This is a genomic window from Pseudoalteromonas luteoviolacea H33-S, assembly GCF_001625695.1.
Lineage (GTDB): Bacteria > Pseudomonadota > Gammaproteobacteria > Enterobacterales > Alteromonadaceae > Pseudoalteromonas > Pseudoalteromonas luteoviolacea_B.
This window is the reverse complement of record NZ_AUXY01000071.1, coordinates 173,390-190,069: the sequence shown is the minus strand read 5'-3', so window position 1 is coordinate 190,069 and position 16,680 is coordinate 173,390. Positions and strand designations below refer to the sequence as shown.

The window sequence follows — 16,680 nt, the reverse complement described above, 5'->3', positions numbered from 1 at the left end:
GGGAGCTGCCTAATGGAAAGCTCCCTTTATATTTTATCTTACAAAGATGTATGTTGTGCCGTTAGTGATTTTACTCGTCACATTACCGCTTTTGAAGAAACCACCGCTGTAGTTATAGATATCAGCATAGTTCAGCATAGAATAATCAGAGCCCTTACCATCACAGCCTTCTATTTCATCCCAGAATAGTCTGAATACGCTATACCCTGTCATGCCATGGTTTAGGCCAAGCGTGTCTTGTAACGGGATACAACGCGCGGTCTTTAATTTATCCATATCTGCAATAGAATAATAGCCAGCATCACGCATCGTCATCATCATTTCTTGGCTATTGTTCTTAAAGTGGAACCACTGAGGATCAGTCAAATGGAAATTATCCACAAACGAAGTGATATTTTGCGTCTCGGTATAATGTGACGCGTAATTGTTTGCACTGCTGTACTCTTTACCCGGCACATAACGAATGGCCATTAATGTCCAGCCACCGCCTTGATTTTCCATATCACAGAAAGTAGTAAATTCAGCCAAACCGCCCACACCATCCGGATCTAATGTATAAAACCCTGACAATGCACTTGGATCGTTCTCTAATACAGCCTTACAACTGCTGTTGCCAATATTAGGTTGCACTTGTTTGTTAGCTCTAATTGTCGCGGTGTCATTACCATGCAACGTAATATCTTGAGCAAATAGGTGTCCGTCAATATCTAGCATGTTGATCACTTCATGTATATGAGTGAGCTCAGCATCTTTTGACTGTTCTTCTTGTAAAAACAGCTCATGGTTTTCAAACTTAATTGTCTGCTCGTTAACTTTAGCTTGGTTTAAGTTGTAAGTTTGTCCTGAGTCCAATTGACCCGTTTTGCTAGGCGCATACACAGCCAAATAAGCAACTTTTTGTGAAACTCGAGTATTTCCAGTTGTTTGTAATTCTTGATATTGAATTTTAGCGTTAAAACCGATCTGGTTAACATTATTGGCTCTGGCAACGTATGCAAAACCACTGTTATCAGATTGCGGGCTTAGAAATAAATAGGGTACTTGATCGTACTGCTGAGAAAATTCAAACGTTTGGCTCGCAGTACTCATATCAAGTACGCCCACTTCCCAGATTGACCCATCCGCCATAGTGTGGATACCAGCCCCTAATGTAAGCGTCGAGATGGTTTCGTTGGTATGCGTACCATCTAAATACTCCCACTCTTTATAACTTAAGCTAAACGAGCCGTCAGGGTTCTTTTTCAGTGAAACAGCACCTGGATCTGCATGTAAATTGCTGGCAACACCTGTTACAACCACCTCATTGGACGTTGCTGGCACAAGCACACCATTATGACTGACTGTATTTTCAACCAAAACAGCAGCGTTTGCAGAACTTGCAGCGAATACTGCTGCTGACAATAGAGCAAGTTTAAACATTTACTTTTCCTTATGTTTTACTAGGTATGAGGTCGCATCATTGCAACCATCGCGATTATGCTAACAAACCACGTCCCTTTTTGACATACGAAAAAGTCATTTTATTAAGTTAAATCAATATATTAAAAATATTATATTTAAATAAATACGCCCCAGTTACCGTATTCATAAGTACGACAAACACTAAGCAAAAAACACCTAATTAGCCCAATTTAACAGGGTAAAACACAGCTCTCAGCATGCAAAAACCGCTTTATGACCATTTAATGTCCAAACAAACCAATTAGTTATTGCCTTTTAAAATAAAATCATTATAGTGACAACCAAGTCGGCATATAGCGCAGCTTGGTAGCGCACTGTCATGGGGTGTCAGGGGTCGCAGGTTCAAATCCTGCTATGCCGACCAACTTTTATCTTATAAATCATTGAGATACACCCTTTTTCTTCCTCTTTCTAATTTACACCGCCCCATTAATGCCCCATTACCGTCCCATTATACAGTAGTTTTTATCTGTTCATTATTATCCTGATTCATATCATTTTCAGCCTCCTTATAAAGTCACAATAGTAATATTTTTACTTGTGCCAACACGTTTACAGCAACTATACTGTACATATGAACAGTATAGGTTAACGTATGAAAGTAATACCCATAAAGGCACAAGCTGGGATCACAGGATTTGAGTCTCCCGCAGCAGAATACCGAGAACTAGGACTGTCTTTAGATCAATTATTAGTGCAACACCCTAATGCAACGTTCATTGGCTTGGCGTCCGGTGATTCGATGCAAGGCGTGGGAATATTCGACGGAGATTTGCTTGTAGTAGATAGAGCCGTGCAACCGCAACAAAATGACGTGATAGTTGCGAATTTTAATAACGAGTTTGTTTGTAAATTATTAGACGTTGAGAATCGTTTGTTGCGCTCTGCTTCGCCTATTTATTCTCCCGTTAGAATTAGTGATGATGACAACTTTCAATTAGAAGGTGTTGTCATTGGTTCAGTTCGCATGCATCGCAGCAATTCGGTATTAACTAAATGTATGCACTAGTAGATGCAACCGCCTTTTATGCTTCTGCTGAAAAAGTCTTTGACCCGAGTATTCGCAAAAAGCCCGTTGTGGTCCTATCAAACAATGACGGGTGCATTGTTGCTGCATCACCTGAAGCCCGACGTTTAGGTATTCCAAAGTTCGAACCGTACTTTAAATTGAAGGACATTCTGCAAAAGAATGGTGTAGTTATTAAGTCGTCGAACTATGAGCTGTATGCTGATTTGTCAGATAAAATGATGAACGTCATTAATCAGTTTAGCGACATCCACTATATCTACTCTATCGATGAGTCGTTTCTAAAATTCGACGGCTATAGTGATGTGGTTTCATCGTGGTATGACTATGGGCATTTAATAAGGCGTTCAGTTTGGCGCAAAACAAAACTACCTGTTGGGGTGGGTTTTGGCCCTACTCCAACGCTAGCAAAAGCCGCAAACCACGCAGCTAAAAAATTCCCTAACGCTACTGGTGTGGCTGTGATCGATAAAGAGCAAAGTCGTAGGCAGATACTGTCGAAAATGGGTGTCGGTGATGTGTGGGGAGTTGGCCGCAGATTAACAAAGAAACTGCAGCTATTCGGCGTCGAAACAGCGCTCGACTTAGCAAAGCAAAACCCTCGATTGATGCGGCAACAATTCAGCGTTGTGCTCGAGCGCACTATTACAGAGCTAAATGGTGAAGAATGTTTATTGTGGGATGAAGTAAAACAGAGGAAGAAAGAAGTTTATAGTACCCGCAGCTTTGGCGAACGTGTTACAGATCCATTTTCCCTTAAAGCTTCACTCGCTTCGCACTGCTCTATCGTGACCAAAAAGTTGCGAAAGCAAAACTCATTGGCTAAACGCATAGTAATATTTGCGCACAGTTCGCCGCATGAAAATGACTATTTCAAAAAGTCATTTATTAAAGAGCTTCCCGTTTCATCCAATGATGCAACCGTATTTGCTAATGCAGTTGAGAGTATCTTTAGTCAATTGTATAAGCCTGGTGTTCGATACTATAAAGCCGGCGTAGGTGCTATTGAGCTAGAAGACGATGTATTTCAGCAATCTGATATGTTTAATCAATCACAAGATAAGCCGGAGCTTATGCGATGCCTAGACGAGATAAACAACAGATACGGCTCTACTGCTGCCCGTATAGGGTCTGAGTTGCAAACTAAAGGCTGGGAAATGCGTAGAGAGTTTTTATCTCCACGCTATACGACAAGGTGGTCGGATATTCCAGTGATCAAATGCTAGGCATTTAATATGTTTAGTGCATCTTCAGCGCTCATTTGCCAGATGTTATAGTTTCCGGCCTCAATCAGCATTCTTCGGTATATTTCTATCATTGGCATATGGCTATTCATATTGTCATTTTTCTGTAGATACTGTTCCTGCTCGCGAAACTTACCTTGCTCTACAACCAAAAATCGAGCGAAGCACATATATTCAGTTTCACCGTTTCCATCAAACCCTAGAAAAGTTGATCTGTGATGATCATCCAATTCCTTACAGGCGGTTCTTGCTCTTGTATCTTCAATCGCTCTATATAAATCCAATATGTTCAAAACCAGCTGACATGACTCCTCACTCATTTCTTCTGACAAGTGCTGAAATACTTGATTGTAAAAAATTGTATAGCCTGACTGTAAAATCTTTATTAGTTCTTGGTAGTGGCTGGCATCATTCTCATTTTGAATAGACAAAATCTCAAATTGATTGATCAACTGAAGTCTCTCTTGTTGGCTAAGATTCATTAATTGTCCTTAGTGTTTTCCGTTATCTTAAACACTAGTTAGGCACACAACTGTCAAAAAGCAAACAAGAGTGAAAGGCTATTGATATAAATCAATCTAATAGAAGTGGCTTATCGCATTGTCTAAAGGGAGCTAACCTAAAACCTTCGTTTCCTTCACTTGCCAATCGAGCTAAAGTTATCACAATATACGCTACATTGAAGTTGAACACTCACGAAAGGAGATTATCATGTTAACGCCTGAGCAAAAGGTATTCGTAGAGAGCAAGGCACAAGAGGCAATCGCAAAATATGGCGAGCACATAAAAGTCTATGGACGATTGACGCAAGGTGGATATTCACTTGATAAAGAGCTTTACAATACTCCGCAAGCTGAATATTTTAGGGATATTGTGCGTGCTCATTTTCAAAACTTGGAAGGGTTTATTAGTGAGATCAAGCTAAATAGCGATGGCCGCTATCTAGATGTCAGGATCGTCCCCATTTAGAAGAATTCTACATGAGCTAATATAGCTAATTGCTTGTAGATTAATTTGAAACTTAAAAGCCGCCTATAGCGGCCTTTAAGTTATTTAGCTATCCTTTAGCAAATCATAAAAATGTTCGTAAAATCTATATTTAGGACAGTTCTTCGGAGTAATATCCTTTATATATCCTAAATCCTCCATATACCGAAGTGCTGCGAGAAGCTCTGGGTGCTTATCAGGGTGATAAATAAAACATGGTTCATCTGTAGAAATCTGATAATTACTTTCTAATACGAAAAAAGTGCGCGCTCCAGCAAATATTGGATTTTGAACGTCTTCTATCATTTCCCGAATGATCTCTGGGAATTTTTCTTTTAAACCTTCCCATTGCTCAACTGCTTTTTTTTCACTCTCTTTTTGTCTACGCTGATCTGTATACTTATTTCCGTAAAAGGTGCCAGCAGCACCGGTAAACCCACCAACAACAAACCCTATTGCTAACGAAAGAATATCCACACACCCTCCAACCTTCTCTCAAATAGGATCATTATACCCCTATTCCTTAACCCTAAAAAATTCACCAAGGGACATTTTTGCAAGCTCTGGATAAGCTTCCACAAATTTACCGAGAAAATCTAAACCCGGATTTCCTCTGCCCGGCTGCAGCCTATTGCTAAAGGTGTTTAACTCACTCTGACTATCAGGTTCACGCCCATAAACCTGACGAAATAAAACCCTGTTACCAGCATCACCTTTTAAGCTCGTCAATACAGATAGCCCAGCTTCTATGTGTCGCCTGTCTGTCTCTTTCTTTTTTGGCATTTCGCTCGCCATACGCTTCCTATTATTGCTCGAATCATAGAGTGATCTAAAAGTTAAATCAAAAAAGACTTAACTTAAATCATAAATGATTTGACATTAAATCAAAGATGATTAATCATAACTCAATATTAAGTCAAAGATGATTTAAAAGGAACTGAAAATGCTTTATCAAAATGAATTAGTCGTTGATAACTTTGCAGGGGGCGGCGGTGCTTCAACCGGTATGGAGCTAGGCCTGAACCGTCATGTCGATATAGCCATCAATCATGACCAAGATGCTATAGACATGCACAAACTAAATCACCCCGAAACTAAACACTATTGCGAGTCAGTATGGGATGTTGACCCTATAGAAGCTTGCAATGGTCGCCCAGTCGGGCTTGCTTGGTTCAGCCCTGACTGCAAGCATTTTTCAAAAGCCAAAGGAAATGTACCAGTTAATAAAAACATACGTGGTTTAGCTTGGGTTGCTGTACGTTGGGCAGCACTTGTACCTGTCAGAATCCTAATGCTAGAAAATGTTGAGGAATTTCTTACTTGGGGACCTGTTGTAGATGGAAAGCCATGCAAAGAGCGAAAAGGTGAAACGTTTAATGCTTTTATTCTAGCGCTCACAACTGGCTTACCATGTGAAAACCCAGCATTCAATGAAGTATGTGAAGCGCTATGTATAGAGAATGATCACATAACACAAAATAAAATCATCAACGGCCTTGGCTATAACGTTGAATGGCGAATACTAAAAGCTTGTGATTACGGCACGCCAACTATTCGTAAACGATTATTCCTAATTGCACGAAATGATGGCAAACCAATTGAGTGGCCCGAGCCCACTCATGGTGAAGGTTTAAAGCCATATAAAACAGCAGCGGATATAATCGATTGGTCCGTGCCAGTTAAGTCTATTTTTAACCGCAAACGTCCTTTGGCAGAAAAAACTATGGCCAGAATCGCAAAGGGGTTGCAAAGATTTGTACTTAACTCGAATAACCCTTTCGTAGTTCCTGAAGAGTGTTCAATACCTTTTATTACTGAACATGCGAATGCTAGCAATCAACGCAATATGTCCGCAAATGAACCCCTTAGAACAATATGTGCCCAAGTGAAAGGTGGTCATTTTGCACTTGTCTCTGCTCATATTGCAAAACACTACACAGGTGTTGACGGCTCGGACATTCAAGATCCATTGCATACCGTAACAGCTAAAGATCATAACGCACTTGTCACAAGCCACATGGTTAAGCTACGCGGTTCAAACATAGGTCACGGTACGAATGAACCAGTACACACCATCTCAGCCGGTGGCTTTCATATCGGTAAAGATACCTGACACCCATATTAATTTATACCACAACTACACCTGAACATATTTCAAAGCAGAAACAAACTGCTAGAAATTGCTACATTCAGTTTAATCGTCTAATTAATCACTGAAATTTATAACTTTTTTTGATTTCAGACATGACCGACCAAATAGCTTTTACAAGCTACATTGAAGTTGGAATGTTAGGACGTCTTAAAGGTTAAGCAAGCAACTCACAGACAAGTACCTGACACCCATATTAATTTATACCACAACTACACCTGAATATGTTTCAAAGCAGAAACACACCGCTAAAAATTGCTACATTCAGTTTTATCGTCTGATTAATCACTGAAGTTTATAACTTTTTTTGGATTTCAGACATAATTGACCACATAGCTTTTACAAGCTACATTGAAGTTGGAATGTTAGGACGCCTTAAAGGTTAAGCGAACAATTCACAGCATTGCGTCAAGTTGCTTCGTCGTTTTAGTTTTAAGTGCTCACAGTATTTTTGCTTGGCATCAGGGTTGCCTACTGATCCCTTGAACACCTTGGTAAATTTGGTAGTGAGCTTTAACCAATTATCTGGTTGGATATTAAGCCTTGATAAAATGGGTTGAGTGTCTGTGATAAATCCACGTTTATCTTCGCGCATACAACGCCCTGTTAAATCGACAAGTTCTAAATAATATTTAAATTCAAACGGTAAGCCTTTTGGCATGTATTTTCTTGGGTTGCCTACAAATCGCATGAGTGACTTAGGCTGTTTACCTACTTTTTCTGTATCAATACGTTTTTTAATGCTGGTATGGTCTGACTCTTCTGGTGTCTTTGCAATTTTTGCTCTAACCGGATTCAAATCCACATACGCTAAACACGCTGCAAGCGCTGCTTCATCTAATAAGGCTTGTGATTTAAATCGCCCTTCCCAAAAACGGCCTGTGCAACCATCCTCTTTATTGGCTTTACGCGCGATATCTTCGTTGAGCGTTCGCATAAACCAGCTGATATCCGCTAGACGATTTCTATACTTGTCTATCAGCTCTGACAGCAAACAGCGCTCTAAGTTGCTCAGTGGCTCTCCGCTGACAAACTTATGAGTCAGCCAAGTCCCTTTAAACTGTTTATGCCAACGAATAAGAATGGCCTTATCATTTAGGCGTTTTACTTTTTTATCATCTACATACAAAACAATATGGGTATGGTTACTCATCACCGCATAAGCACAGACATCAATACAAAACACCTTGGCTAGCTGCAATAACTTCTCTTCAACCCACCCTCTTCTATGCTCAAATGACTTACCCGTTGCTTTATCTTCTCCGCATAAAAACGCGCGCCTTACGCATCGTGATATACAGTGGTAATACTTAGTATCCACCAAGCTAACTTGTCTCTTCCTTGCTATTGCCATAAAAAAAGCCATCCATACTTTAATATTTATTAAAGCATAGACAGCTTCGTACAATATCTCTAAGTTATGGCGGGCGTCATGCTCGTTAACACCACCCCCAAAAGATTGCAAAAAAGTTAACCAAACATTATAATAATGTTTTTAAATTCATGCTTTCTCAGCACCTTATTTGCAGGCAGCAATAGTTCAATATGGAAATTTAAACGTGAACAACAAAATAAAACTGCTATTAATAATCGGATTTTTTACAAACAACCTAGCTTTTTCCTCTTCCTACGATATTAACGGCTATCAATCCCATCTCCACAACACTTCCGTAGATATAGAAGATGAATATCACCCCTTACTGCATGCCATAGAAGTGTACAAAATGCCAGATAACGATAGGAAAGAAGCACTTCTACTTATTCAAGAGCGTCAACAAGAAGGTCTGAAGTGGGTGGGTGCATCCCCATCTAAGATCGCTCCCCTGTGGAATGCTGAGGGGTATATTATTCAATACGAGGTCCAAGTTTTGAGCGCTTTAGGCGGATCTCAAGGTGAGATTTATATCAACGCCTCCTCTGCTTTCCACTCACTTTACAAAGAAAGTGAAGCACAAGCTTATCTATACTTTCATTATAAATTGGTTCTACTAACATGAAAACCTCTCAAATTAAAAAGTAGATATTTTTCCTATTTTTATAAGCATATATTTTTTCAAAAAAATTTATAAAAAATAAATATTAACACACCATTTATTATTTAATTTTTTAGGGTAAATATTAAATAACTTCAACATCAAAAAAAAACCTATGACAAATTCAAAAGGAGAAAAATGTCATGATGAAATTTCTAACTATACTGCTATTGGTCGTCTCTTCATTTAGTTATGCAGATGTATCCGGAGATGGAAATGTGTATTATACACGTTCTTTTGAACATGCTTATTTGAATGCAAACGGGAATAATCTAAATCAGGTGGTTACTGGTTATCGAAATTCTTGTGGACCAATGTCACTGCTGATGGCAAATAACTACGTAAGTTGGTATTTTTCTGGACAGGCCGCACCATTTACAAATAATTCATCAGAAGTAAAAAGTGCTTTGGATAGACTATATTCATATTTAGGAAAACGTAGTAATTCAATTACGTCTGTTTACAACTTAAACAAAATCGCAGATGAAAGATGGGGCTGGAATAAACATTCCATTTTGAGTACAGAAATTTCAAGTTTAAATACAAAAAGTAAGATGTATAACTACCTCAAAACATTATTAGGCAACAATAATGTTTTAATTGTAAATCTATTACCAAATAGTCCTTTAAACTCTGCGAATATTGGTCATTTCGTTATCATATATGAAATAAATGATAACAACAATATGGTAAAGGTATTCGATCCATGGGATGGCAGCATCAAAACTACTAGCAAAAATAATTTTTTCAATAGCTGGGTAGCAACTGCTATTACGCTTGCTGTATATCCTTAACCTGATAGAGGGAGATCATCTCCCTCACATTATTCAATAAATAAAAAATATGAAAAAAAATACTGTCAGAGTAAGGCGTACAGCTCCCACCCTCACAGACCAGGAAGATACTTGACATATATGGACACTCCCTTTATGTCAAGTTGAGTAAGTCTGTCGGGGCAGTTTTTACTGCCTCGTTATCGTTATTTTACTCCCTACTAGCCACATTTTGATGATTAACCACTTGCAATAAAGCGTTGCTCTGACATATATCCGGGCTTAACTGTTATTCAGCGCCCCTAATGAGCTACGAGTCTACACACCCTAAATTGAAAACACCCAATCGGTTTAAATACCATGCCTTTTTCGGGTTTTATGTAGGCAGATTAGGCCTTTTTTCATCTACTTTTAGCAACTATAAATTGGGAGGTTGTTAGGTGCTCACAACACCCACTCGGGTTATGTTACCCTTGTCATGACCGAGCTTCCCAGGAGATACCTGACACCCATATTAATTTATACCACAACTACACCTAAACATGTTTCAAAGCAGAAACAAACCGCTAAAAGTTGCTTCGTCGCTTTAATTTTAAGTGCTCACAGTATTTTTGCTTGGCATCTGGTCTTCCCACCGAGCCTTTAAACACTTTGGCAAATTGGGTGGTGAGTTTTAGCCAATTCGCTGAATATGACCTGTCAAATTTAATGCTGATTAGAAGCTCTAAAAATTAAGCTTAATTGATATATTTTGGCTAGCATACGTATAGCGACTAGATCAAAGTGACCGTTCTTAAAAAGCGCAGCTTTATAAAACATATACCTGCGCTTTTATGCTTTTGCAATTAGAACGGATTGTTCACTAACCTATTATCAAGGTAGTTGAGCATATTTTACTTCAAGCTTCGCACTGGTGATCGTGGCAAAATAGCTTCGCTCATAAGGCGAAGCAGTTAAAATAATACCGTGATTATTATTTTCATCTTCCACCCATTTTTGTACTAAATGGCTTAGCTGTTCAGACTCTACCACATAGCTATTATTAGCCATTGCAGTGGGGATCGTGCCTAAGTGTTGATCCCAAGCAGGACACACATTAAAGCTTTGGCAAAAATCATCATAGCTAACCGCTTGACCATCTAGTGTACGCTTGTTTTGATTAAAAACTTCTATCGAATTAAATGGCGTCATTAGGCTGGACTCACCCACTTCGATGATCAGTTTAGCCTCCAAAACATGGCTACCTGAGATCTCTGGGCTGAAAGTTAATAATGTCTCATAGTCATAAGGAATTGAAGCACCTGACCGTAAGTAACCGCCCACTCTCGTATTATTAGAGGGTGTCACTGGTGATGTTTGCCAGTTGCTGCGCTCTAGTGCATATTGCAGTGCATCGAGAACCACCGTATACACAGGCATAAACTGCTCTTTTTTATACGCTCTGGTTTCCCCCAATAAATTCAGCCTGGCGGATACTCTGCCCTTGGTAACCAGCAATCCAACAAAGCGATATGGCCCATCCGCTTTAACAAGTGCCTTATTGCTTACATTAAACGTCACCTCATTATCACCCGCAGCTAAGTTTACTGAAAACGTAATAAGGCCCAAATCTGTGTTATCTGCAGCAAAGGCTTTTAAAGACACTTGATAACGACCAGATTGCTTTACATACACAGGAAAGCTGACATCAATACCAGAGTAATATCCGTCAGCTAACACGGGCTCTTCTGTGATCTCTGGCATGATCTCTATATCATCTCGACATAAATCAGCGTAAGAGGTCTCTGTCGATAAAGCATGGTCAGGTAACAATGCAGCTAAATGAATACCCTCGGAGTCTACTTTATTCACCCAGAACTTAGTAAGTTGATATTGCGATGTTTTATTTAAATTGGCTTTGAGCTCATCCCGTGAATAACTTAGCTTAATGACTGATGCACCCACTGGCAAAGACACGTTTTTATTGCTGAGTAATTTGCGCTCACTGTCAGAAATATCTAGATTCACGACGTACTGACCCGCTTCCAACACTTCTAAATTAACTTTTGCATTGATTGCTTCAACACAGCCTGTGCTGTCTAACACTTTGTCATAGGTGATATCATTAACATCAATAAAAGGGCTCTTCACATCAAGCATCATACCGTCTGTACGACGAACAACTCCATTGCTGGTGTTAATATCAGCCACCATACTAACTTTATATTGACCGGGTTTACCGAGCAGAAAGTCAATACTGTAGATCCCATCCGCTTTTTGTGCGTCAGCTTCTTCCCCATTATCTTGCGCAGTCAAAACGGTGTTCAGACCATCAGGGTCTGTTATGGTGAACTCGGGTGAAACGCCTGCGATCGGTAAGCCCTTATCTAAGATAATCACAGCTAAAGGTGCCACCTCGTCTACCAAGTACTCAGTGCGCGCAATGGCCATCCCAACTTGCAGGTTAGATCGCATAAATACCGTACTCATCACCACCGTATCATAGGTCGCGGTGGGAAAACGAACAACGGCTTGCCATTGGCCTGATTGCGGTTGCAGCTGCTCAGGGAGCAAGAAAATACCACCGGGTAATGGATTCGCAGCATCTAGTTCCGCGCCTGCGATAAACTGCGTTTTAGGATCATTGGCATCAACAACCAGGTTGCCCTGTGGGTCAAAAAGTTGAACACTGGCCCCCTCTACAGGCACAACTAACTCGACCCGAAAACTCTGTGCGCCTTGTACGTCAAATTGCAATGTCGCGCTTTCATCTCCTGTTTTAATCGCCACTGACGGCGTAGTCGGCGAATTTGCGACAATTTGTCCTTGAATACTTGCCCAAGCGGGCGATGCCAAAAGCATCACGACCAGTATTAAACCTTTAACAATGAAGTTATCTGTCCAGTATTTAAACGTTTTAAATCTCTTTATCATCTTTCAAATCCTTTTTATTTAAGATGTATTGTGTTGTTAACTATGCGAGTAATGTTTTGTGCATTTTTTAACGTTGAATGATTCGCCATTACATTGCCTATCGCTTGGCCATAGTTGGGGTTTGCACTGTTTAACGTCACAACAATATCATTATTTTGCGGTTGAATAGATGAGGTCGCAGCATATTTCAAAATAGTGATGGTGCGGCTCCGTTTCTTTGGCCGCGCAGGCAGTCTTTTAGTAACAATTTCTACTGTGTGTGCAGAAGAAAAGTCTCTTAACACTCGCCATGCGCGCTCTGCACCATAGTGCGCTATACCGGGGAACAACCCTGCGGACTCATTGGTGGTCAGGTCGTTATCGCCATTTAAATCTGCATCAGCGCCAATGGTAAAGGTTTTACTGATATTACCACGCACCCCAGAGGCAATTGCTTGCAATGCTCGTTGGGTGGTTAAATCTCCAAGGCCTGGGTTTTGAGGTCCCTGTCCAAACGTCCACGTATTGACATATTTCGCGGCATAACCATTCGGATCATCGCCAATGTTTTGATACCGATTAGCCGATGTTTTTTGAATGATGGATAGATCCGCTGCCACAGATCCCAAATGCGGAGTCGATAGTGTCGACAAACTTAAAATATCAAACGGTGGGGCGAGTGCTTGTAAAGCTTGGCTATCCAAACCTCCTTTACTGTGCGCAATAATATGTACCTTATCGGCTTTAAGCGGCTCCAAAAAGTCGCGAATGTGGCCTTGTAATAATGCAGCATTGCCCGCACTTGTCCCGTTGGCAACTAGGCTAAATCTATCGTATAAAATACCTTGCTCGTCTAAATATGCCAGTACACCTGTTGCAGCGTCGTCATCCCAAGTGGATGAGTCTGCACTGATCCCGTGGGCAAGTACATACGGTGCTGCTACTTCAAATTCAATTGCCACCCAATCAACCGACATACACCAGTTGTCACCGGCATTAGCAGTATCTATATCTATTTTTATTTCATTGATTTGGCCAAATTTAATCTCTTCTATGGGGATAGAGATGACATCATCAGTCCATTGGCTGTCCTGCCCAATTAAGGTTTTTTTAAAACGACCATTAAAATATAAGTCATCAACCTCAGGATTAACTCCAGGTATATTGGCACTACTGTCGATATCATACACAGGTAAGCTCAAGGTTGCCGTTGCCCCCAACATGCCATTACCAACCAATTTACCTGGGTCTAATAAATAACCTTGGTTGTCGAGTACTGCACTGTTCACAACCTGAGGGACTTCGAGCTGAATAACAAGCGGACCACCACTACTAAACGTGCACCCAGTGTCTAGACCTTGACCTTGGTCAACGACATACACACCCAGCTTTTCTTCTGGCGGAACGATTGGTGAAGAAGAGGTACTAATAGATAATACGTGGGGTAACTCACTATCTAGCTTATCCAGTTGGTGTTGCTGTGCGGCAGAGTGTCCTTCACCACCCACAGAAGTAAAACTCACCCCAGCCAAAGCAAGGGCAAACAATCCATGTTTGGAGGCACTTTTTAAAAAATGCCCCGCCGTGTCTTTAAATTCCATATACGCATCCTTTTTTCCATATTTTACGTGTGCTTGTCTTTGCTGTAATTAGCCAAATAGCGAGGTGAGTTACTTTACCGCCTCTTACCAATAAATTCATAATTAGAGAGTTATATTCAACAGACTAAGTACGTAATATTCCATCACTACAGTGATCAATTCAGTCATGCAAGCCGCGACATGCTCACACACCCAATCGAGGAACTCAAGTAAGCAGCACTAACCTATTAGCTGAATAAACACCGTATCTATCGACCGGAATTGACCCCTTGCTACACCTAATAGATAAAAGTCTTACTTATCTTATAAATTGATTTATAAAAGAAAAGTACACATAGCAATGCCAATGGAGGCCCCACTTTACTTGCTCTTGTTAATTGCAAAACTCTGATTTAAAAATGAAACGTATAAGACTAAAGTTTGATGAAAAAGCGTTCACATCGAAAAGATTAAAATATGTGATGTAATTTCAAGCTATCTCACCCCCCTCGCGAATCAATACGTGGATTTACTGAGCCTGATTTATCGGTCAATTCAGTCTGGGCGCGCTGCCATCGACGGTTTAAAGTGACGACTCACTAAATTAGAAGTGCGTACCATTAAAGGTAAAAACATACAAAATAACCGCTCCAATGGGATAATAAGCTGACAAGTATTAGGCCGCTCGTCACTCCTTAAATATGACTATAAGAAATTAATTTTCGCGCTTATCAATCATCAAAGTTAAAACATCATTATTTTAATAACTAAAATAAATTTAAACCTTTTGTGATTGTGATGCGTCAAACTAAGCATTAATAAGAATAAAAGGAATAACGCCTCAATGATTAAAGTTTTAAAAATAATGTGCGCGCTTACAGCCGCTTCATGTATCAGTATTTTTTCGGCAAATTCCCTAGCAAGCAGTAATACTACACACGCTCTGCAACATACCATTTCGCCAAAGCAAGCCAGTGAAGATTTTGATCAATGGTTCAATTGGTTGCACCAAACTCACCCCGATTTATCACACAGTGTGCAGGATGTAGATAAGTTCTATGACACCGTCACGCGAATAAAAACCGAGTTAGGTACACCGATGACTGCAATGGCATTTTGGCAAAAAATAGCGCCGCTTAATTCAATGCTTGCTGATGGGCATTTAAAAGTGGGTCATGGTTCATCTTCTCAGTGGAGAGAGTGGATAACCCAAGGCGTAACACTATTCCCTTTTGAAGTGAACATTAAAGATGATGGTCTCTACATAGCCCGCGATCTAGGCGAGCAAAGTAGCAAGTATCGAAGCGCAAAAATACAGTCTATTAATGGCACAGACGCAGAAACACTGTTAAAGCAATTACTTGTAAATACACACGGTGATACACTCGCATTTCGCAAAGATGTATTACAAAGCCAGTTTAACCGTTTGTTTTATATGACCTTTGGTCCACAAACATCATTTAAAATCGAGTATCAGCAAAACAATAAAACAAAACATGTGACGCTCGATGCAAAAGCTGCCATCCCAACCGCGCTGGCCAAATCGTCGTTCTCAGATGAATTTAATGTTTCTTACCACGATAAAACAGCGGTTCTCCAGGTAAACACGTTTGCTTGGGATGACTTCAAACAGTTTTTAAACTACATGGACTCTGTATTTACGGAAATAAAAGAGAAACAAATTAATCATTTAATTATTGATATTAGCCGCAATGGCGGTGGTAATGATGATATGTGGATGGCAGGTATTATGCGCTACATCGCGGATAAACCGTATCGTCACTTTTCTACTTACCGTTCAAAAGTGCTACTAAAATACAGAGATCCAGGTCAACTCGTTGGCGCTATTGAGCAAGGCGAAAACACCCGTTTAATCGAACCGGAAACGCACTTACCTAATTTCTATCGTGGCAAAACATCACTTCTGATTGGTACGGGCACTTATTCATCGTCTATTGTGTTTGCCAATACAGTGCAAGATCACCAGTTTGCTCAGCTAATTGGTAAACCAACTGGTGGCCGAAGCACGCAAAGTGGTGGCATTCAATTTATGCATTTAACTCACAGTCAGCTTCAGATGATTTCACCACGATTTATTCTTACTCGCCCAAGCGGTAATCAACAAATGACACCAATCCAGCCGGAGCTGTCTATTGAGCAGCTTGCGCTGCCAGAGCAAGTAAAGACGATGCTTTAACATCGCCTCTAAGCAAACGTCATGTGTCACAACATGGCGCTTGCTTTCATATTCGTCGCACCGCCCTCAAGGTATTTAAAGGTAACCAAGCCACTGTTTCAGCCTCGTGTATGCGCAGCATCCAACTAAAACTCTTTGCACGCATTCTTAGCAGCCTCAAAATTGAATTGGTGACAGCCATAATTTACTGGGCTTATAGATGTAAAACCTCGAAGTTAACCCGTTTAAATCGTATGAAAAGCCAGCTTAGTCTGGTTTTTTCATTTTTCGATACTACCTGTACGGACATGGCTAAAGTATGAATTGAGCGGATGCAGTGTATTTGCAATTTACCGGC

Annotated in this window: 13 protein-coding genes, 1 tRNA gene and 2 pseudogenes; 8 read left to right on the top strand and 8 right to left on the bottom strand. The window is 40.3% G+C overall.

Translation table 11 applies throughout. From position 1 onward, the window contains the following. Window positions 1-33: 33 nt before the first annotated feature. Complete coding sequence (locus N477_RS12385) at window positions 34-1,419, bottom strand: fibrinogen-like YCDxxxxGGGW domain-containing protein (protein WP_063362094.1); 1,386 nt, start codon at window positions 1,417-1,419, stop codon at window positions 34-36. Window positions 1,420-1,748: 329 nt separating this feature from the next. On the opposite strand from N477_RS12385, the gene N477_RS12380 reads away from it, so the two are divergent. The 3 genes from N477_RS12380 to N477_RS12370 all read left to right on the top strand — a co-directional run bounded on the left by N477_RS12380 (window position 1,749) and on the right by N477_RS12370 (window position 3,714). Next, window positions 1,749-1,825: transfer RNA gene (locus N477_RS12380), tRNA-Pro, on the top strand. Between the two features lie 231 nt (window positions 1,826-2,056). Beyond that, a complete protein-coding gene (locus N477_RS12375; protein WP_063362095.1) occupies window positions 2,057-2,470 on the top strand; it encodes a LexA family protein in 414 nt (137 codons plus the stop codon). After that, a complete protein-coding gene (locus N477_RS12370; protein ID WP_063362096.1) occupies window positions 2,458-3,714 on the top strand; it encodes a Y-family DNA polymerase in 1,257 nt (418 codons plus the stop codon). Before N477_RS12375 ends, N477_RS12370 begins: the two co-directional genes overlap by 13 nt. On the opposite strand, the gene N477_RS12365 is transcribed toward N477_RS12370, so the two are convergent. After that, window positions 3,711-4,214 carry a YfbU family protein gene (locus N477_RS12365; protein WP_063362097.1) on the bottom strand — a complete coding sequence of 168 codons (504 nt, stop codon included), beginning with the start codon at window positions 4,212-4,214 and terminating at the stop codon, window positions 3,711-3,713. The genes N477_RS12370 and N477_RS12365 overlap by 4 nt on opposite strands. 229 nt (window positions 4,215-4,443) lie before the next feature. Here N477_RS12365 and N477_RS12360 point away from each other — a divergent pair, with 229 nt between their 5' ends. Further along, on the top strand, window positions 4,444-4,701 hold the full coding sequence (locus N477_RS12360; RefSeq protein WP_063362098.1) for a hypothetical protein: 258 nt from the start codon (window positions 4,444-4,446) through the stop codon (window positions 4,699-4,701). A gap of 84 nt (window positions 4,702-4,785) precedes the next feature. Here N477_RS12360 and N477_RS12355 read toward each other — a convergent pair whose 3' ends face one another. Both N477_RS12355 and N477_RS12350 read right to left on the bottom strand, forming a co-directional pair. Next, window positions 4,786-5,196 (bottom strand): hypothetical protein, encoded by a 411-nt coding sequence (locus N477_RS12355; protein ID WP_063362099.1) that lies wholly within the window; start codon window positions 5,194-5,196, stop codon window positions 4,786-4,788. Window positions 5,197-5,235: 39 nt separating this feature from the next. Beyond that, window positions 5,236-5,514: a hypothetical protein gene (locus N477_RS12350; protein WP_063362100.1), complete on the bottom strand. Its 279-nt coding sequence runs from the start codon at window positions 5,512-5,514 to the stop codon at window positions 5,236-5,238. Window positions 5,515-5,662: 148 nt separating this feature from the next. Between N477_RS12350 and N477_RS12345 the strand changes: the two are divergent. Beyond that, window positions 5,663-6,823, top strand: a pseudogene (locus tag N477_RS12345) (DNA cytosine methyltransferase); the annotation flags it as partial. A gap of 427 nt (window positions 6,824-7,250) precedes the next feature. On the opposite strand, the gene N477_RS12340 reads toward N477_RS12345, so the two are convergent. After that, the gene (locus N477_RS12340) at window positions 7,251-8,222 is read right to left on the bottom strand and encodes a transposase (protein ID WP_063362229.1); all 972 of its coding nucleotides are present in this window, start codon (window positions 8,220-8,222) and stop codon (window positions 7,251-7,253) included. Window positions 8,223-8,427: 205 nt separating this feature from the next. Here N477_RS12340 and N477_RS12335 point away from each other — a divergent pair, with 205 nt between their 5' ends. Both N477_RS12335 and N477_RS12330 read left to right on the top strand, forming a co-directional pair. Beyond that, a complete protein-coding gene (locus N477_RS12335) occupies window positions 8,428-8,865 on the top strand; it encodes a hypothetical protein (RefSeq protein WP_063362101.1) in 438 nt (145 codons plus the stop codon). Window positions 8,866-9,044: 179 nt separating this feature from the next. After that, complete coding sequence (locus N477_RS12330; RefSeq protein WP_063362102.1) at window positions 9,045-9,695, top strand: hypothetical protein; 651 nt, start codon at window positions 9,045-9,047, stop codon at window positions 9,693-9,695. A gap of 545 nt (window positions 9,696-10,240) precedes the next feature. Here the strand turns inward: N477_RS12330 and N477_RS26470 are convergent. The 3 genes and pseudogenes from N477_RS26470 to N477_RS12320 all read right to left on the bottom strand — a co-directional run. Beyond that, window positions 10,241-10,357 (bottom strand): annotated as a pseudogene (locus N477_RS26470) (transposase); the annotation flags it as partial. A gap of 190 nt (window positions 10,358-10,547) precedes the next feature. Then, entirely contained in the window at window positions 10,548-12,587 is a 2,040-nt protein-coding gene (locus N477_RS12325; protein WP_063362103.1) for a hypothetical protein, read from the bottom strand. A 14-nt stretch (window positions 12,588-12,601) separates the two neighbouring features. After that, complete coding sequence (locus N477_RS12320) at window positions 12,602-14,167, bottom strand: esterase/lipase family protein (RefSeq protein ID WP_155731880.1); 1,566 nt, start codon at window positions 14,165-14,167, stop codon at window positions 12,602-12,604. Between the two features lie 823 nt (window positions 14,168-14,990). Between N477_RS12320 and N477_RS12315 the strand changes: the two genes are divergently transcribed. Continuing rightward, window positions 14,991-16,343, top strand: a complete 1,353-nt coding sequence (locus N477_RS12315; protein WP_063362104.1) for a S41 family peptidase — start codon at window positions 14,991-14,993, stop codon at window positions 16,341-16,343. Window positions 16,344-16,680: the final 337 nt, after the last annotated feature.

What these genes read in the sequence shown, in the direction of transcription:
- N477_RS12385 (WP_063362094.1), bottom strand. Translation starts at nt 1,419, where the DNA reads ATGTTTAAACTTGCTCTATTGTCAGCAGCAGTATTCGCTGCAAGTTCT.
- N477_RS12375 (WP_063362095.1), top strand. Translation starts at nt 2,057, where the DNA reads ATGAAAGTAATACCCATAAAGGCACAAGCTGGGATCACAGGATTTGAG.
- N477_RS12370 (WP_063362096.1), top strand. Translation starts at nt 2,458, where the DNA reads ATGTATGCACTAGTAGATGCAACCGCCTTTTATGCTTCTGCTGAAAAA.
- N477_RS12365 (WP_063362097.1), bottom strand. Translation starts at nt 4,214, where the DNA reads ATGAATCTTAGCCAACAAGAGAGACTTCAGTTGATCAATCAATTTGAG.
- N477_RS12360 (WP_063362098.1), top strand. Translation starts at nt 4,444, where the DNA reads ATGTTAACGCCTGAGCAAAAGGTATTCGTAGAGAGCAAGGCACAAGAG.
- N477_RS12350 (WP_063362100.1), bottom strand. Translation starts at nt 5,514, where the DNA reads ATGGCGAGCGAAATGCCAAAAAAGAAAGAGACAGACAGGCGACACATA.
- N477_RS12340 (WP_063362229.1), bottom strand. Translation starts at nt 8,222, where the DNA reads ATGGCAATAGCAAGGAAGAGACAAGTTAGCTTGGTGGATACTAAGTAT.
- N477_RS12330 (WP_063362102.1), top strand. Translation starts at nt 9,045, where the DNA reads ATGATGAAATTTCTAACTATACTGCTATTGGTCGTCTCTTCATTTAGT.
- N477_RS12325 (WP_063362103.1), bottom strand. Translation starts at nt 12,587, where the DNA reads ATGATAAAGAGATTTAAAACGTTTAAATACTGGACAGATAACTTCATT.
- N477_RS12320 (WP_155731880.1), bottom strand. Translation starts at nt 14,167, where the DNA reads ATGGAATTTAAAGACACGGCGGGGCATTTTTTAAAAAGTGCCTCCAAA.
- N477_RS12315 (WP_063362104.1), top strand. Translation starts at nt 14,991, where the DNA reads ATGATTAAAGTTTTAAAAATAATGTGCGCGCTTACAGCCGCTTCATGT.